The 13683-nt window shown below is 67.0% G+C and carries 15 protein-coding genes and 2 pseudogenes; 10 read left to right on the top strand and 7 right to left on the bottom strand.

The window, feature by feature from the left end; translation table 11 throughout:
* Positions 1–287 precede the first annotated feature (287 nt).
* The 3 genes and pseudogenes from LZF96_RS02085 to LZF96_RS02070 all read right to left on the bottom strand — a co-directional run.
* Positions 288–809 (bottom strand): annotated as a pseudogene (locus LZF96_RS02085) (RICIN domain-containing protein); the annotation flags it as partial.
* Positions 810–2556: 1747 nt separating this feature from the next.
* Positions 2557–3099, bottom strand: a complete 543-nt coding sequence (locus tag LZF96_RS02075) for a GNAT family N-acetyltransferase (RefSeq protein WP_233865070.1) — start codon at positions 3097–3099, stop codon at positions 2557–2559.
* Between the two features lie 106 nt (positions 3100–3205).
* Positions 3206–3751, bottom strand: coding sequence for a GIY-YIG nuclease family protein (locus LZF96_RS02070; protein ID WP_233865068.1), 546 nt, complete (start codon positions 3749–3751; stop codon positions 3206–3208).
* Between the two features lie 405 nt (positions 3752–4156).
* On the opposite strand from LZF96_RS02070, the gene LZF96_RS02065 reads away from it, so the two are divergent.
* The 4 genes and pseudogenes from LZF96_RS02065 (at position 4157) to LZF96_RS02050 (ending at position 7874) form a co-directional block, all read left to right on the top strand.
* Positions 4157–4552 (top strand): hypothetical protein, encoded by a 396-nt coding sequence (locus LZF96_RS02065; protein WP_233865066.1) that lies wholly within the window; start codon positions 4157–4159, stop codon positions 4550–4552.
* Between the two features lie 88 nt (positions 4553–4640).
* Positions 4641–5058 (top strand): annotated as a pseudogene (locus LZF96_RS02060) (GntR family transcriptional regulator); the annotation flags it as partial.
* 558 nt (positions 5059–5616) lie between these two features.
* On the top strand, positions 5617–6993 hold the full coding sequence (locus LZF96_RS02055; protein WP_233865065.1) for an AAA family ATPase: 1377 nt from the start codon (positions 5617–5619) through the stop codon (positions 6991–6993).
* Entirely contained in the window at positions 6990–7874 is an 885-nt protein-coding gene (locus LZF96_RS02050; RefSeq protein ID WP_233865064.1) for a hypothetical protein, read from the top strand. Before LZF96_RS02055 ends, LZF96_RS02050 begins: the two co-directional genes overlap by 4 nt.
* A gap of 241 nt (positions 7875–8115) precedes the next feature.
* Here the strand turns inward: LZF96_RS02050 and LZF96_RS02045 are convergent, their stop codons facing one another.
* Genes LZF96_RS02045 through LZF96_RS02030 form a run of 4 tightly spaced genes read right to left on the bottom strand, consistent with a single transcriptional unit; the run spans position 8116 to position 9625 of the window.
* Entirely contained in the window at positions 8116–8406 is a 291-nt protein-coding gene (locus tag LZF96_RS02045; RefSeq protein WP_233865063.1) for a hypothetical protein, read from the bottom strand.
* Entirely contained in the window at positions 8403–8765 is a 363-nt protein-coding gene (locus tag LZF96_RS02040; protein WP_233865062.1) for a hypothetical protein, read from the bottom strand. The genes LZF96_RS02045 and LZF96_RS02040 overlap by 4 nt, the downstream gene beginning before the upstream one ends.
* A complete protein-coding gene (locus tag LZF96_RS02035) occupies positions 8759–9172 on the bottom strand; it encodes an ATP-binding protein (protein WP_233865061.1) in 414 nt (137 codons plus the stop codon). The genes LZF96_RS02040 and LZF96_RS02035 overlap by 7 nt, the downstream gene beginning before the upstream one ends.
* Positions 9173–9217: 45 nt before the next feature.
* Positions 9218–9625, bottom strand: coding sequence for an NUDIX hydrolase (locus tag LZF96_RS02030; RefSeq protein ID WP_233865227.1), 408 nt, complete (start codon positions 9623–9625; stop codon positions 9218–9220).
* A 112-nt stretch (positions 9626–9737) separates the two neighbouring features.
* Here LZF96_RS02030 and LZF96_RS02025 point away from each other — a divergent pair, with 112 nt between their 5' ends.
* The 6 genes from LZF96_RS02025 to LZF96_RS02000 all read left to right on the top strand — a co-directional run bounded on the left by LZF96_RS02025 (position 9738) and on the right by LZF96_RS02000 (position 13559).
* Entirely contained in the window at positions 9738–10526 is a 789-nt protein-coding gene (locus LZF96_RS02025) for a GntR family transcriptional regulator (RefSeq protein ID WP_233865060.1), read from the top strand.
* 182 nt (positions 10527–10708) lie between these two features.
* Complete coding sequence (locus tag LZF96_RS02020) at positions 10709–11059, top strand: hypothetical protein (protein WP_182662202.1); 351 nt, start codon at positions 10709–10711, stop codon at positions 11057–11059.
* Positions 11060–11062: 3 nt separating this feature from the next.
* Positions 11063–12424 (top strand): FtsK/SpoIIIE domain-containing protein, encoded by a 1362-nt coding sequence (locus LZF96_RS02015; RefSeq protein WP_233865059.1) that lies wholly within the window; start codon positions 11063–11065, stop codon positions 12422–12424.
* Between the two features lie 48 nt (positions 12425–12472).
* Complete coding sequence (locus tag LZF96_RS02010) at positions 12473–13132, top strand: DUF2637 domain-containing protein (protein WP_233865057.1); 660 nt, start codon at positions 12473–12475, stop codon at positions 13130–13132.
* Between the two features lie 18 nt (positions 13133–13150).
* Positions 13151–13342 carry a mobile element transfer protein gene (locus tag LZF96_RS02005; protein WP_233865055.1) on the top strand — a complete coding sequence of 64 codons (192 nt, stop codon included), beginning with the start codon at positions 13151–13153 and terminating at the stop codon, positions 13340–13342.
* A 22-nt stretch (positions 13343–13364) separates the two neighbouring features.
* Positions 13365–13559: a hypothetical protein gene (locus LZF96_RS02000; protein ID WP_233865054.1), complete on the top strand. Its 195-nt coding sequence runs from the start codon at positions 13365–13367 to the stop codon at positions 13557–13559.
* Positions 13560–13683 lie beyond the last annotated feature (124 nt).

Here is a 13683-nt window from a genome sequence, read left to right as displayed (position 1 = left end):
GCCCGAACGCTCGGCAACCGTCCCGCCCCCTGACACCACCGCGGCCGACCTTTCTCGGCATCCCGGCCCGCTGCCCGGTGCACCTCTCGGCAGTGTCGGGGCGGGGCGCAGTCGATCGGGTGCCCCTCGGGGGAGAGGCCGGGGGAGGGACCCCGGCCCCGGGGCGACCTCCCGCTCCACTGTCGACCGCTCGGAACCACCCGGCTCCACCCGGGGCGGCCCGGGGCGGCTCCCGTCACCCGGTGGGTGCGACGGGAGCACGACCCCGGCGGTCGGTGCCCGCGTCAGCCGACGCGGACCAGGCGCCACTGCTGGTTGCTCCCGCCCCAATCGGAGTACTGGACGATGTTCGCCCCGTCATGGGTGGCGGCGCCCTGCACCTCCAGCGCCTTGCCGCTGTGACGGTTGATCAGCCGCACATGGCCGTCCGCCGACTCGACCGCACGGAACTGCTGGTTGGCGGCATCGTGGTCCGTCCACTGCACGATCTCGGCACCGTCCGACGTGGACCAGTTGTGGACGTCGAGCACCTTTCCCGAGTGCCTGGACCGGAGCCGGTGGTGGCCCCCGTCGGAAGCCACGAACCGCCACTGTTGCCAGGCCCCGTCGTTGCGGGACCACTGGGTGATCCGAGCCCCGTCACCGGTGGCCAGGTTGTACACGTCCAACGCCTTGCCGCTGTTGCGGTTCACCAGGACGTACCAGGCGTTCGGGTCGATCCCGGCGGAGGACCCGGCGACCTCGGCCACGAAGGTCGTCACACTCCGGGCGGGGAGTTCGCCGGTGAAGGAGTCGTTCGAGACGCCGATCCCGCCCCGGGGGGCGAGGTTCCTGCTCGCGTCCGTCAACCACGACGAGACGCCGGACACGGTGCCGCGCGCCAGGGTGAACCGCTGACCCACCGACGTCGTCCCCTTGTTGATGGCCACGATGACGATCCGGGAGCCGCCCTTGTACGCGGAGGTGTACACGTTCGCCTGTGGGGAGGAGGTGGCGTTGACCCGCACGTATCCCGGCCGGACGAACTTCGAGAAGTGCGCCATGTTGGCGCCGCGCTTGCTGATCCGCCCGTCCTCCCGCATCGGGCCGTAGCTTCGGCGGATGTACCACCACACGTACGCCTGGAACTCGGCATCCACCATGGAGTGGTGGATGTGTTGCCCCACATCGAGGGCTTGGGGCCAGAGGTCCGCCGAATCACTGCTGTTGGGGTGGTAGACCTCGGTCATCCAGAGTTCTTTCCCCCGGCCCTTTTCCCTGAAGAGGGGGTAGGGGAAGTTTCCGTACGGCGTCCCGTAGAGGTGAGCGCCGAGAATGTCCGTGTTGGCGAGGGCGGCGGGATCATTGAGGATCGGGTCCGAGAAACTCTTCACGTACTGGAAGGACTCCGGAGCGATCACCCGGGTGTTGATCGAGCCGGCGTTCTCCCGCAGGAAACGGACCATTTCGGCCGGGGTCCACCACGTCCAGTCGTGCGCGTAGTCGGGTTCGTTCTGCACGGAGAGCGCGTACAGGTTCACCCCGTTGTCCCTCATGAACCCGTTGAAGTCGTCGAGGTGCCGCGCGTAGGCGCCGTACATGTCGTGCCGCAGTCGCCTGGCGTTGGACTGGTTGCCGCGGACGAAGGTCTCGACCATGTGGGCGGGTGGGTTCCACGGCGACGCGAACACGATCGCCCCGTGTTCGATCGCGCGCCTCGCCGTCGCCACCTCCCGGCTCCAGTGCGCCCGGTCCTCGGGGATGGGGATCCTCAGCATGGAGAACCCCAACTGCCCCTCGCCGTTGCCGAAGGCCGTGTCCCTCTGGGCGGGGGTCAGGTCCCCGATCCAACTCGTGTGGTTCATACCGCCGAAGCCCCGGATCGTCTGCCGCTCCGCCGAGGGGTCGACGAGCACGTCGGTCGCCGAGGCCGCGGACGGCGCCCCGGGGTCCGCCGAGGCAGGTGTCGCGGCCATGAGGACGGGCAGCGCCCCCATGGTCGCCAGAAGGGCCCTCCGGCTGGGGAAACCCGGCCCGGGGATCATGGGTTCACGGTGGTGCGGCGTCATTTCTTCCCCTCCTGAACGTCGGCGTCGACCTGCGCCATCCGGGTGTTCGGAACCTGATTCCGAATCGTTTCATGTCGCACTTGGGAGCGCTCCCATTTGTGGGCGCGATCAAAGACTGCGAGAAATCCCGTCTTCATGTCGGAGTGAAAGCGGGTGTCACATCGAATCGCCCACGGGGGGAGGCCGGGAGGGCGAAGAGATCTTCCCCTGGCGGCGCCGCCACAAAGGGATTGTTCGACATTGCGAACAGTATTCGCGATATCGAATTCATGAGCACGTTAACGGCCCGTCCGGAGGTCGTCAACCCCCGCCGCAAAGGGTTTCCGTCCCCACTTCTGTGAGGAAGCCCCGCCGGGCTCCGCCCCTCACCCAGCGCCCCGCCGGGCCCCGAACCCGCCCCACCTCTCTCGGGAGAGCGGCCGGGAGGATCGGCCCCGGGCCGGGGCGTCGCCCCCGCCGGGGCGACGGTGAACACGACTCGGAGCCGGCAGACTGTCACGGGGGCCGGTCAGCGGATGACGCGGATCATCACGGTGAGCACCGGCGATGCCGGTGAGGGCCGGCTCCGCCCGATGTCCTCGTGGCCCCACGACCTGTAGAGGGCGTGGACCTTTCCGTCCCCGGCGGCCGGGTTGACCATGAGCGTGACGTGCGGCTCCTCGCGATCGGCGAGGAGGGCGTCGTGGATGCGGCGGGCGGTTCCGGTCCTCCGCCAGGCCGGCCGAACGCCGATCTCCTTCAGCGCCACGGCCGGGCGCTCGGTGTACCTCTCGGCCGGTGTCGGGGTGGTGCGTTGCCAGTATCGGTCGCCGTGCTCGATGGTGTTGGCGTAGGCGTAACCGACCGGGTACCCCTCGGCGTAGGCGAGGACAGTGGTGAACCCCGGCTCGGTGGCGTGCCGGTCCAGCCGCTCGCCGAACGCGGTGACCGCGTAGTTCGGCAGATGGAGCAGCGGGGCGCGCACCTCGGCGTATACGTCGAGGAGAGCACCACGAACTCCCGCACCGAGAGTGGTGAAGGCGCGCAGGTCGATCGCCGGGGTGGTGGTCACGCAAGCCGTCCTTTCGGTGCCCGGGGTCGCGTTCCACATTCCCATGTCGGCGCCCTGGCAGAGTGCCCGTCACCTCGAAACCGGCCGGCGATGCCGATCCGACGGCCTATGAGCTGATGGGCAACGCCCGGGCACGACTGCGGGCTTCGGCTCGCAGCGCTTTGAGACGGTCGTGGAACGCGTTGTGGCGGTTCCGGTCGAGATTCAGGGGCACATCGAGTCGGGAGATGAGCCGCGACTCCGCGACCCACGGTTCGTCGCACTCGACCCAGCACACCCGGGCGTTCTCCGCCATCCACGCCCTCGGACAGGCCTCGCCCTCCCTGCCGAAGGTCATGCGTCCACCACTGCCCGCACGGCGCAACTCCAGACCCAACAGGCAACCAAGGGTGAGTCGCAGCGTCGATCCGGCCGCGTTGCCCCGGTAGTGGTATCGGATCCGCTTCCGCAGGTTCTGCTTGCTGACCCGATTCGCCATGTAACGCGGCGCTATGCCGACATAGAGCAGGCGTCCTGCCGGTAGGTCCGGATGAGGCGGCCTCTCGAAGTGCCATCCGTAGACCCCCGCCGTGGCCGGGACGGGACTCGGCCGGGTCACGACCTCCTCGGCCGACCACAGACGGTTCGGACGAACGAGAGCAGCAGTTTCCACGAACCCTCCAGGTGCGCTGGTCCTACCTGAAGGATCGTATGATTTTACTGTTGGCCGTTTCCGGCTTCGTACCAACTACCTTTCGCCCGGTCTGCCCCCGGGAGAGCAGAGTGCGTCCTCGCCGCCCGGGCGTGTTCACTTGCCCTGCGGAGTGAACCCGGACACGAGGGAAAGGCGGGGAGTGCAGCGAAGCCGTGGGCGATGACCCGTGTGCCGAGCGGCGGCGACCCCGGCTGCCGTGTGTGCGCCCCATCGGCCCTCGTCATGGCAGCCACGTGTTCACGCCGCGCGCTTGTGGCCGAAGGGCTGTCCGGGGACCGGCCGGTGGCCGGGACTGCCGTGCGGTCGTGGTCCTCCTCGGCACCCCCGTGCCGTTCCGATGTCCCGGCCTGCGAGAGTGGTCCCGTGCTGCTGGATCCCGAGAACACCCTGTTCGTCCGTGGTGCCGTTCCCATGCTCCTGATGGTCGACGCGCCTGTCCACGATGCCCTGCCGCTCCTGACCGCACCGGACGGAGAGGTACCCCGGTGCGGGGGCTGGAGCATCGTTCCACGACTCACCCTCTGCGTGGTGGAGGGGCCCGGGGACCACGGGCTCGTCATCCCCGCCTTCACCGCGCCGGTGGTGGACGAAGCCGGCGACCACACGGCATCGGGTGACATGGGTGACTGGTGCGCGGATGCCGAGCAGGCCGGAGGAGCGGTAGTTCTGTCCGTGGACCGCATGCCCGAGGTACTCGACCGGCCCGCGCTGCTGTCCTCGGGCACCGTCCGTGGCGGCTTCATGCCTGCCCCCGCCTGACCACAGAAGCGGCAGGCCCACCAAACGGACGTTGCGCCCGCCGGCTTTCACGAGCCCCGAACCCGGACGGATGGCTGTGGACCGTCGACTGGAGGTGTGCGAGGAGCGCCCGAGCCAGGACATCGCCGCGCGGCTGGGCCGGGGCCCGCAAGGTCCTGGTTCGGCGTCGCCGCTACCTCCTGGACGGTCGGCCGGTGGAGTTCGCCTCCTCTTACCTGCCGTTGGACCTGGCACGCAATACTCCGATCGCGCAGCCCAACCCGGGTCCCGGTGGCATCTACGCCCGTCTGGAGGAGTTGGGGCACCGTCTGGATCGCTTCGAGGAGGAGGTGCGTGCCCGGATGCCCGCCCCGGCGGAGGTCAAGACGCTGCGCTTGGCGGCCGGGGTGCCGGTGATCCACCTGATCCGCACCGCCTACGACACCGAGGGTCGGGCGGTGGAGGTCTGCGACACGGTGATGGCGTCCGACGCCTACGTACTGGCCTACCAACTCCCCGCCGAATGAAAAGGGCTCGGAGGGCTGGGCCGCACGGGCTCGCATGCGTGCCGCGAGCGCGAAGGCCCTTCCGTCCGGTGGACGAAAGGGCCTCTGGCCATGCGTTTTCCTGTGCCCCCGGCAGGATTCGAACCTGCGACACCCGCTTTAGGAGAGAGGCTGGGTGACCTGCGGGCTGAGCTGCGGCTTCGTCGGCCGAGGAAGCGGGCGGCTACTCGACCGCACGGCACCGGTGTTGACCGTGGCTGACCCCTGCGTCTGGCACGGTAGTGGCACGAACCTCAGCCGACGAAAGTCAGCCACGACGGCGGGCGCGCCGACCGACCAGGCGCGCGTATGCCTCGCTGCACCCCCACCGGCCTTCACCACGCTATCGGATGGAGCGGCACCCGGAGTCGGATGCAGCAGTCAGCACACACGAGGCCGTCAAGCGTCGCGTGGCTCCTCACGGTCAGCGCAGGATCAGACGTTAACGATGCGGCACAACCCTGCACAGAGCATTGCGAGGTGACGTATGGTCATATGCCGTCGCCAAGATGATTCTGCACACCGTAGCTGGAGGGCAAGATGGAAATCACGTCCATCGAAGTCGATGGCCTGATCGGACGATACAGCCATAAGATTCACTTCTCCCGCGATGATGACTTCGTCATTTTGCATGGCCCCAACGGTGTTGGGAAAACAATGCTGCTTGAACTGGTCAAGGCGGCTTCAGAACTCAAAGCCGGGAGGTTGATGTCGCTTCCCTTTGATCAGGCGCGGATCGGATATGACGACGGGACTATGTTGCAACTGACCCGTCACACACAGGAAGTTTTGCCGTTTGAAGAATTTGAGGGGAATGGCGCTAGGGTGCGCCCGACCACCGGTGATACCTCTGTCGAATTCACTCTCCTAAGGGATCGGAAGACCGTAGCAGAATGGAGGGCTAATATCGCGGACAGTGGGCAACGCCTCTCGCGCAATCACCGGATGGAGACTTACCTTCCAGTGCGTCGAATTGGCCCTCGGCAGTGGTATGACACGGAAGAGGGCGATACGATTTCCTGGACGGAGGTGCTTGATAGGTACAATGATTCATTGCCGGCCGAGTTCTTTGGTGCACGTATGCCGGAAGAACTTCGAACGTTCCGCTCTGAAGTGAATGTGCATCTGATTGAGACGCAAAGGCTTGTAGTCCTGCAACGAGCCGGCGTAAAGGCCCGGAGTGAACACGTCCAATTGAGTACCAAGGTTGCGGAGTTCGCTCAGGATCTCAAGGAGAGGCTCGGTGCTGCGCTAGCCGAGAACTCCCGGATTTCTCAAGAGCGTGATAGGACTTACCCGCTCCGTCTTCTCCAGCACACTTGGACAGAGACACCATCCGATGAGAAGATCCGTGAGCGTTATTCATCGCAGAGTCAACTTCGGGAGCAATTGGCTCAGATTTCCCTGCTCGACGAGAAGACTGGCGGAATCTCGCTACCACCCAAGATGGAAACATGGCAGCGGAGGGTGATGTGGACCTACCTTGAGGATAGCGAGATCAAGCTAGAAACATTTGTTCCACTACTCGAAAAGATCAACCTTCTACGGGAGATTGTGAATTCCCGTTTTCTGTCGAAGAGGATGGTGATCGATCGACGCGCGGGGATCAGTTTCGTAACAGATGAAGGTCGAGAGCTCGACTCAACCATGCTTTCATCGGGAGAACAGCACGAATTGGTGCTGCTCTATGACCTGCTCTTTAGTGTGCCCATGGGAGCCCTTGTGCTGATTGATGAACCAGAAATCTCCCTGCATGTGAACTGGCAGAAAAGGTTTCTAGACGACATTCGCAGGATCTCGAAGATTTCAGGTTTTCGATTTATTGTGGCGACTCACTCGCCTCAGATTATTGGCAAGTGGTGGGATCGGGCCATTGCGCTAGACCCGCGGTTTAATTCGGAGGGGGATCGAGCGTGATTGATGACCTCGCGGTGGAGTCGTTCTATGTAGAGCTGCTAATGATGAGAACAGGGGGTGACGACAGGGCGTTTTTGATCGTTGAAGGGCATACTGACTGTGCAGTCCTTGACGATCATATAGACAATCAGCACTGTGTTTCTGTTCCAGCGCACGGCAAGGAGCGGGCCGCAGCGGCCATCGTTGAGGTTGATAGGAATGGCGACGAGGGTATTTTTGCAGTTCTTGATAAGGATTGGGTTAATCTGCTGGACTCCCATCCAAAACTGCCTGAAAGTCTCGTCGCATACACTGATCACTACGATCTGGATGCGAGCGTATTCTTCTCGGATCGCATGGTGTCTAGACAAGCTGCAAGTTTTTGTTCCGATAAATTCAGGCTCGGGGATGCCGGGTGCAGTGAAGCTGAGGTAGTGCAAGTATGCGTCGAGCTTGCGCTTCCGATTGGAATCTTGAGATTCATTTCAGAGCGTAATGGGACGGGACTAGCTCTGAGAAACTTCCCGTTGGATGCGGTTGTGTCGGGGGGATTTCCCTACAGAGTCGACGGTGAAAAACTAGTAAAAATAGCGTCCGACAAAGCCGGTAAGATTGTCGATGTAAGCCAATTCGTTGCGGAGCTGAATGAGGTGTCGAAGTGCCTTAAGAATCGAATGAGATACTGTTCAGGTCACGATCTTTTTAAGGCGTTGGCGATAGTTCTCAAGCGTAGATGGGGAGGCAAAGTGGGCGCTCACCAACTCGAACAGGCAGCAAGGGCTGCGATGGGCCGTGATCGGATATCCGTATTGTTCTTCTTTGAGCGAATGCGATTGATCGCGGAACGTGCTGGCTATCGCGTTTGGAAGACGAAGGCTTCTCAGTATCAGCTGACCCCTTGAACGGACAGGAACACTCGAATGCTGGCCCAGCGGGCCTCTAGATACGAACTATGCTGGGCTCGAATTTCAGCCGTATACGGCATGAGAAGGCGGATGGCTTCTGGTGCGAGTGATTGCCTCAGAGTGCGGTCCGGCCCCCGGCCGGGCTGGAGCGGGACGAAGGCAGGAGCGCAGGCCCGGCCGGGGGCCGGACCGCGCGCGGTGAGCGGAGCGAGCCGCCTTGATGACGTAGGGAAAGTTGTTACGCGCCATCTCGTTGTTCGGCTTCGATGGCGTGGATGGTGGCTTGGGCTGCTGTGATGGCCTGGGTGAGTGGGTCGAGGATGTCCCGGTGGGCGGTTGTGATCAGCTCGGTGGTGTCGGAGTAGGCGGCCGGGCTGGTGGGGGTCCAGAAGCCGTACGTGCCGTGGGCGGCCACCTCCTCACAAGCGCGCAGGATTTCGTTGACGGCTGCGGTGATCTTGTAGCGGTGATGCTCTTCGATCTCCGCCGCTCGATCGTTCCCGGTCTCGTCTTCGTTGGGCGAGTTCATGGGGTGACTTGGGTGCGGGGGATGAACAGGCGGGCGGTGGGGAGGGCGGCGAGCTGGTAGCGGGTGGTGCCGTCGCGGATGGTGTGGGTGTAGACCCCTCCGGCTACCAGGGTCGCCAAGGCGTACTCGTGCTCGGTCGTGTCATTGAGCCAGGCGCGGACCGGGGTTCGGGGGCCGGGGTCGAGCTGATCGGCGATGTGTCCGGCGCGGCCGTGTAACCACTTCATCGCCAGCCGGGGCGACGGGGCGTGATAGCTGCCCAACGGGTATTCGCGGTGGTGGCCGGTGGTGTGGGCGGCGACCTCGCACCAGTAGTGGCCCGTTCCCGGTGGTGCTTCCGTCCGTGGGAGTCTCAGCACGGTCGGGCCTCGGTGGCGGTGAGTTCGGCGGTGATGGTGTGACCGGGGCGGCCCCGGTGGATGTGCAGGCGGTGGGAGAAGTCCTGCACCAGAGCCAATCCCCGACCGCCGGTCGCCTCGTCCCCAGCCTCGCACGGCACGGGCACCCGGTCCGTTCCGCCGGCGTCGGTGACCGCGACCGTGAGCAGTTCCGGGGTGCGGCTGATGACCAGCCGGAAGCCCAGGCGGGCGCTGTCGGTGTGGCGGATGGCGTTGGCGGCCAACTCCGTGACGATCAATGCCGCGTCGTCGCGTCGGGGGTCCTGGGCCAGTACGTCGCGGGTGAATCGGCGGGCGCGGCCGACCTCTTCGAGAAGTCCGGGGCAGGTCAGTTCCCAGACGCGGACTCTGCTCGTATACTCGTGCATACAAGTTCCTTTGCGCTGGTGGGCGGTGTGGGCCGAAACGAAGTGCTAGACGAGTCGCACGCCGTCGTGGGCGCGCACGGCCGGCGGGGTGTGGTGATCCATGGCGTCGAGCACGCGGATCGCGTACGCCTCGTCCGCTATCCCGCGCACCTCCTCGCGGGTGACCCAGCGCAGTGCCCGGGTCTCCTCGCCGGTGGTGGGAGCGCCGTCGATCGCCTCGCACCGGAAGACCATCGAGACGATCAGCCCGACCATGTTCTTGTAGACACCGGTCAGGGCGGCGTCGGGGGAGATCTTGATACCGGTCTCCTCCAACACCTCCCGAACGAGTGCGTCGGTGATCGTCTCGCCGGGCTCGACCACGCCGCCGGGCGGCTCCCAGTGACCGTTGTCGCGCCGCTTGATCAGCAGGGCGCGTCCGGCGTCATCGATGATGACCCCGGCGACGCTCACGGAATGGGGGCGCTCGACGGTGCTCACGGTGCTGAGAATCCCTTCCGGTGGCTAGGCTGCCCACCGTAGCAATCCCATATGGCTTCTCGTCTAGATATCCGTAGGAGTTCCCGTGACCTCTTCCCCGTCCGCCCTGCTCGGCGCCCTGGACCCGACAAGTGATCGAGCGGTGTTCCGACAGATCGCCGATCACCTGCGCGAAGCCATCGACAAGGGCCGCTTCACCGAAGGCGCCAAGCTGCCCTCGGAAGCGGAGTTGGTCGAGCACTACGGCGTCTCCCGCATGACGGTGCGCAACGCCATCTCCATCCTCCAGGGCGAGGGCCTGGTCCACGCCGAACACGGCAAGGGCGTCTACGTCCGCCCCCGACCCCCGGTGCGGCGCCTGGCCTCCGACCGCTTCGCCCGCCGCCACCGCGAGCAGGGGAAGTCCGCGTTCACGGTGGAGGCCGAAGCCGCGGGGAGCCGTCCGGAGGTCGATCAGCTGGAGGTGCGCGAGGAGCGGCCGAGTCAGGACATCGCCGCGCGGCTGGGCGGGGCCCGCAAGGTGCTGGTCCGGCGTCGCCGTTACCTGTTGGACGGCCGGCCGGTGGAGTTCGCCTCCTCCTACCTGCCGTTGGACCTGGCGCGCAATACGCCCATCGCGCAGCCCAACCCCGGACCCGGTGGCATCTATGCCCGGCTGGAGGAGTTGGGGCACCGCCTGGAGCGCTTCGAGGAAGAGGTGCGCGCCCGGATGCCTGCCCCCGCCGAGGTGAAGACGCTGCGGTTGGCGGCCGGTGTGCCGGTGATCCACCTGATCCGCACCGCTTACGACACCGAGGGCCGGGCGGTGGAGGTCTGCGACACCGTGATGGCGGCCGACGCCTACGTGCTGGCCTACCAACTCCCCGCCACCTGAGGGCAGTCCCCGACGGTCCGTCCCGGCGGACTCGTACACCACAGCACGGCTACTCGTATAGACGAGTGGGGGAGTGGTGTGGCACAGTGGAACGCGCCAACAGTTCGAAGGCATCACCCCGTTGCATCTCGTCTAGACGACTAGGTGTTTGGGTGGTGCCGCTTCTCCCGAGGAGACGTTCCGTGCGTTCCATCCGTGTCGAGACCTCGTCCGCGACGATCCTGCTCACCGAAGCCCCCACCCCCAAGGTTCGCGACCGCCAGACGGGCGAGATCGCCAAGGACGCCACCAGCGGTGAGGCGCTGATGAAGGTCGGCGTCGTCTACATCGAGGACGGCGAATCCTCCCTCTTCCACGTCACCGTGCCGGAGAGCGGCGTCTCGGAAGGGCTGGTGCCCGGCTCCCCGGTCGCCCTCCCCGGGCTGGTCGCCCGTCCGTGGGAGTCGGTGTTCAACGGCCGGGAGCGGCACGGCATCGCCTTCCGGGCCGCCGCCGTCACCCCGGCCGCCTTCCCCGCCGCTATGGGGGCCTGAGCGATGACCGACCCGATACCCCTGCTGGGGCTCCTGCTCCTGGTCGCGGTGCCCGCGCTGCTGCTGGGGCCGGTGCGCCGCCGGCATCCCTCGGTGTTCTGGGCCCTGGTCGGCCTGCCGTTCTCCACCTTCCGCCTGCTGGCCTCCTACGGCTCGGTGATGGAGGCGTGCGGGCTGACCGTCCCGCCCTCCCGCTGGCGGGCCGGCCTCATCCTGGCCACCACCCGGCGGGAGGTGCGGCCGGTCCCACCCCGCCGGGGGATGCTGCGGCCCACCCCCACCGGACTGCGGGTCCGGCTGCGACTGGCACCCGGGCAGGAATCGGCGGACGTGGCCGCTGCCGGTGAACGCCTGCGCCACGCCTGGGGCGTGCACGCCGTCCACGTCGCCGAACTGCGCCCCGGCCGCGTGGAACTGCGCCTGGTCGGCTTCGACGTGCTACGCGATGTGCGGATGCCGCGTCGCTGCGGCGGCTCCTTCCTCCGGGTCCCCGTCGCGCTGCGGGAGGACGGCACCGCCCTCCTGCGGGACTACCGCGCCGTTCCCCATCAACTGACCCTGGGCGCCACCCTGTCGGGGAAGTCGATGTACCTGCGGCACCTGGTCGCCGGCCTGGCCGGGCAACCCGTCGCGCTGCTGGGCATCGACTGCAAACAGGGCGTGGAGCTGGCGCCCTTCGCGTCCCGGCTCTCCGCGCTGGCCACCGACCCGGAACAGGCGGCCCGGCTGCTGCCGGTCCTGGTGCGGATCATGGAGGAACGCTACGACCTGATCCGCGCCCGCCAGGGCCTGCCGTTCGACGCCCCGGAACACACCCTCACCTCGGACGTGTGGGGCCTGCCCGCCGCCGAACGCCCGGTGCCCATCGTGCTCTTCGTGGACGAGGTGGCCGAACTCTTCCTCGCCGCCACCCGCAAGGACGAGGAACGCCGGGATGAGATGGTCACCCACCTCATCCGCCTCGCCCAACTCGGCCGCGCCGCCGGCATCTTCCTGGAGGTTTGCGGGCAGAGGTTCGGCGCCGAACTCGGCAAGGGCGCCACCATGCTCCGCGCGCAGTTGACCGGCCGGGTCTGCCACCGCGTCAACGACGAGGCGTCCGCCAAGATGGCGCTCGGCGACATCGCCCCCGAAGCGGTCGCCGCCGCCTGCTCGATCCCACCCGAGCGGCCCGGGCTGGCCGTGGTCGGCGACACCTCCGGCGGCTGGTCCCGCATCCGCACGCCGTACCTCTCCCTCGACGACGCCGCCGCCCGGTGCCGGGAGAACGCCGGACTCGTGCCCCAGCTCCCGGCCCTCGCCCCCTTCCGGCCCCTCGCCACTCCTTCCCTCGCCCCGGTGTCCCTCGCCAAGGCGACGGACTGACCCGCACCCGCCCTTCCTTCCCCGGCCCCCGGAAAGGAGCGTTCCTCCGTGCGCGCCCACAGGCTCCGGATCGACGCGGTGTTGATCCAAGCGGTGATCGCCGCCGCGCTGTCCTTCGCCCACATCCACGACCTCGCGGCAGCCGCCGGACAGGACGGCTGGAAGGCGTGGGCCTACCCGATCAGTGTCGATCTGCTGTTGGTCGCCGCCTGGCACCGACTGCGCTCGGGCACCGCCAGGGCGGCCGGATGGTGCTGGTTCCTCATCGCCCTCGCGGCCTCCCTGGGCGCCAACATCGCCACGGCCGGACTCCTGGACCTGGACGACGTTCCCGTCTGGCTGCGCATCCTCGTCGCCGGCTGGCCCGCCGTCGCCTTCCTCGGCGGCACCCTCCTGGCCCACACGCCCCGAACCCCCACCACCGAACCCGCCGATCCTGCCGACCCCGAACCGGAGCCGGCTGAACCGGCGGCGGACCCTCCTCCCGCCGTCGATCCCGAACCGGCCCCCGAACCTCCGCCCCCAGCCCTTTCCGCCCCGACCGAAGCGGCGCCGGTCCCCGTGCCGGCCGCCCTGGTCGAGCACGCCCGGAAGGTCGCCGGTGACCACCTGAACCGCACCGGTCATCCCATCGACGCCCCGACCCTGCGGGCCCGGCTCGGTGTTCCCGTTCCGATCGCCGATGCCCTCCTCACCCGACTCCACTGATCGAGAGGACAAACCGCCGTGACCCTCTTCCGCCGCTTCCGTCAGGTGGGCCGTTACGGCCCGGTCCGCGTCGGCACCGCCACCGACAACCGGGGCCGGGAGAAGCACACCGCCGCGTGCGCCGCGCCGCGCTGCGGCTTCTCCGCCGAGTACGACACCCGCTCCGCCGCCGAACTCGCGGCCCGTACCCACCGCTGCTCCGCCGTCTGATCCGACAGGAGAGTTTCCCGCCGTGACCGTCACCCTGCCCCTCGTCCTGGTCCTGGGCGTCATCGCCTGGGGCGTGATCAAGTTCCTCGGCGTCCGCCTGTGGGTCGCCCTCGCCCTGGCCCTGTTCGGCTTCCACCTCGCCGACACCTTCCTCGCCCCCGCCATCGACTCCGGCACCCGCTCCGGCGTCGAGATCTTCTCGACCTCACATGACTAGACGAGTAGGTCACTGAGTCGGCATCCCGGGGCGGCCTCGATACCGCCAAGCATCCGCCGCCCCGGGAGCGCACCCCCTCACGACAACCGCCGCGAAGGAGCACGACCATCATCCCCCGCACCAC

It is taken from the genome of Streptomyces sp. ST2-7A (assembly GCF_021390475.1).
Taxonomy (GTDB): Bacteria; Actinomycetota; Actinomycetes; order Streptomycetales; family Streptomycetaceae; genus Streptomyces.
This window is presented reverse-complemented; position numbering and strand designations above follow the sequence as displayed.

Bases quoted from the DNA above. Each gene is read 5' to 3' on its own strand.
- LZF96_RS02035 (WP_233865061.1), bottom strand. From the start codon at position 9,172: ATGCACGAGTATACGAGCAGAGTCCGCGTCTGGGAACTGACCTGCCCC.
- LZF96_RS02045 (WP_233865063.1), bottom strand. From the start codon at position 8,406: ATGAACTCGCCCAACGAAGACGAGACCGGGAACGATCGAGCGGCGGAG.
- LZF96_RS02055 (WP_233865065.1), top strand. From the start codon at position 5,617: ATGGAAATCACGTCCATCGAAGTCGATGGCCTGATCGGACGATACAGC.
- LZF96_RS02015 (WP_233865059.1), top strand. From the start codon at position 11,063: ATGACCGACCCGATACCCCTGCTGGGGCTCCTGCTCCTGGTCGCGGTG.